Source organism: Massilia sp. CT11-108, from assembly GCF_047302915.1.
Taxonomy (GTDB): domain Bacteria; phylum Pseudomonadota; class Gammaproteobacteria; order Burkholderiales; family Burkholderiaceae_D; genus Telluria; species Telluria orientalis.
Window position 1 is genome coordinate 1 of sequence record NZ_JBKYMO010000624.1, and the last position, 2,783, is coordinate 2,783.

The window sequence follows — 2,783 nt, forward strand, 5'->3', positions numbered from 1 at the left end:
CCGATCGCGATACGCATGTGCTCCAGCTGGCCGCCGAGCCGCCCCAGTTCGTCGTGCATGGCCAGCCGATCGGCCACGTGACGGTCGAAATGGACGACAGCCTGAGCCAGCAATCGCTGCGCGCCAAGCAGGTGCGCTACGCGCTGGTGCTGGCGGTGCAGCTGGGCGTGTCGCTGCTGCTGATCCTGATGCTGCTGCGGCGCCGCCTGCTGGCGCCGCTGGGCACCCTGATGAGCTTTTCCGATCACCTGGCGCGCGGCCAGTTCGACGCGCCGCTCGCGCTGTCCACGAACGACGAACTGGGGCGGCTCGGCGGCCAGCTGGAGCACATGCGTATCGCGATCGGCGACCTGTTCCAGGACGTCGCGCGGCGCGAGGAACGCTTCCGCACCATCGTCACGCAGGTGCCGGGCGCCGTGTTCCGTGCCCGGCCGGGTGGGGCGATCGACTTCGTCAGCGACGCCATCGAAGACATCTCCGGCTATCCAGCGGCTCACTTCATCGGCGCGCACACGGACCGCTGGGCCGACGTCATCTGCCCGGAAGACCGCAAGATGCAGCGGCACTTCGTCAAGGAGGCCGTGCTGGGCGTGCGGCCTTACGAGATCGAATACCGCATCACGGACGCCGCCGGCATCGAGCGCTGGGTGCTGGAGAGCGGCCAGCCGGTCGGCTTCGACGGCAACGCCGCGTTCTGGATCGACGGGATCATCTCCGACATCAGCGAGCGCAAATACAACGAGATGCGCATCGAGGCGCTGCTGGCCGAGCAGGGCGCGGTGCTGGACAACGTCATGTTCGGCATCATGTACGTGCGCGAGCGCCGCGTCGTGTCGACCAACCGCCGCTTCGACGAATTGTTCGGCTACGGCGAGGGCGAGCTGCTGGGCGATCCGATCGGCGTGCTGTTCCCGACCGTCGAGGATTACGTGCAGGGCATCGACGCGGCGGAACCCGTGCTGGCGCGCGGCGGCGATTTCGGCGACGAGCGCCAGTTCCGCCGCCGCGACGGCAGCCTGGTGTGGTGCACCGTGAGCGGCCGCGCGCTCGACCCGGAACGCCAGGACGACGGCAGCATCTGGGTGTTCGCCGACATCACGGAGCGGCGCCAGACCGAGGAAAAGCTGCGCCTGTCGGCCACCGTGCTGGAACACATCGCCGACGGCGTGATGGTGATCGACCTGCACGGCAAGATCGTCGCGACGAATCCCGCCTTCACGCAGATCACCGGGTACACGGAGAGCGAAGCGGTCGGCACGCATTCGAGCCTCACGCGCCTGGCGAGCCACGACGCCGGGTTCTCCGAGGCGCTGTGGACCGACCTGGCGGAGACGGGCTTCTGGCGCGGCGAACTCCTGAACCGCCGCAAGAACGGCGAGACTTACCTCGAGTGGCTGACCGTGTCCGCGGTGCGCGACGATGCCGACGCCGTCACGCACTACGTCTGCGTGTTTTCCGACATCACGAAGGTCAAGGAATCGCAGGAGAAGCTGGACCACCTGGCGCACCACGACCCGCTCACGGGCCTGCCGAACCGCCTGCTGTTCCACGACCGCCTGCAGCACGCGATGGTGCGCGCGGCGCGCAACAATCGCCAGCTCGCGGTGATGTTCATCGACCTCGACCGCTTCAAGACCGTCAACGACACGCTCGGCCACCACGTCGGCGACGAGCTGCTGAAACAGGTGGCGGGCCAGCTGGCCGGGTGCCTGCGCGATGGGGACACGCTGGCGCGCCTGGGCGGCGACGAATTCATCGTGCTGCTGGAAGACGTCGACGGCGCCCACGGCGCGCGCCAGGTCGCGGAAAAACTGATGCAGCTGTTCGAGCGGCCCGTGCTCGTGTCGGATTACGAACTGTTCGTCACGGGCAGCGTCGGTATCAGCCTGTTCCCGCAGGATGCCGTCGACATGAACGTCTTGATCCGGAATGCCGACGTGGCCATGTACCAGGCCAAGGCGCGCGGCCGCAACGGCTACCAGCTGTATGCCCCGTCGATGGATGGCGACGGCGCCGAGCGCCTGCGCATGGAAGGCCTGCTGCGCCGTGCGATCGAGCGGGGCGAGATCCGCTTGCATTACCAGCCGCAGGTCGAGATCGAGACGGGCCGCCTGATCGGCGTCGAGGCGCTCGTGCGCTGGCACAGCGCGGAACTGGGCCATGTGCCCCCGGTGCGCTTCATTCCGCTCGCCGAGGACATCGGCTTCATCGGCCAGCTGGGCGCGTGGGTGCTGGAAGAGGCGTGCCGCCAGGTGGTATGCTGGGAGACGGCCGGGCTGTACGTGCCGAAGGTGGCGGTGAACCTGTCGGGCCGCCAGTTCGACCGCGGCAGCGTGGCGCCGCTCGTCGCGCGCGTGCTCGCCGACGCAGGCCTCGCGCCGCAGCGGCTGCAGCTGGAGGTGACGGAGTCCGTGATCATGAATACGGGCGACGCGCTCCAGTACATCAACGACCTGCACGCCCTGGGCGTGGAACTGGCGATCGACGATTTCGGCACGGGTTATTCGTCGCTCGCGTACCTGAAGCAGCTGCCGGTGCAGACACTGAAAATCGACCGCAGCTTCATCAAGGACATCGCTGCCGACAAGGACGACGAGGCGATCGCGGTCGCCATCGTCCAGCTGGGCAAGAGCATGGACCTCGCCGTGATCGCGGAAGGCGTGGAGACCGCCGAGCAGGCGGCCTTCCTGCTGCGCCACGGCTGCCGGCGCGCGCAGGGCTATCTGTACGGCCGGCCGGTGGAGCCGGCTGAATTGTTGGAGACATGGAGGCAGGACGATGCG

Annotated in this window: 1 protein-coding gene; it reads left to right on the forward strand. The window is 68.0% G+C overall.

Annotated features, from left to right (window positions below; translation table 11 throughout):
* Positions 1-17: 17 nt before the first annotated feature.
* On the forward strand, positions 18-2,783 hold a 2,766-nt coding region (locus tag ACEN88_RS28525), incomplete at its 3' end, for an EAL domain-containing protein (protein ID WP_413345101.1).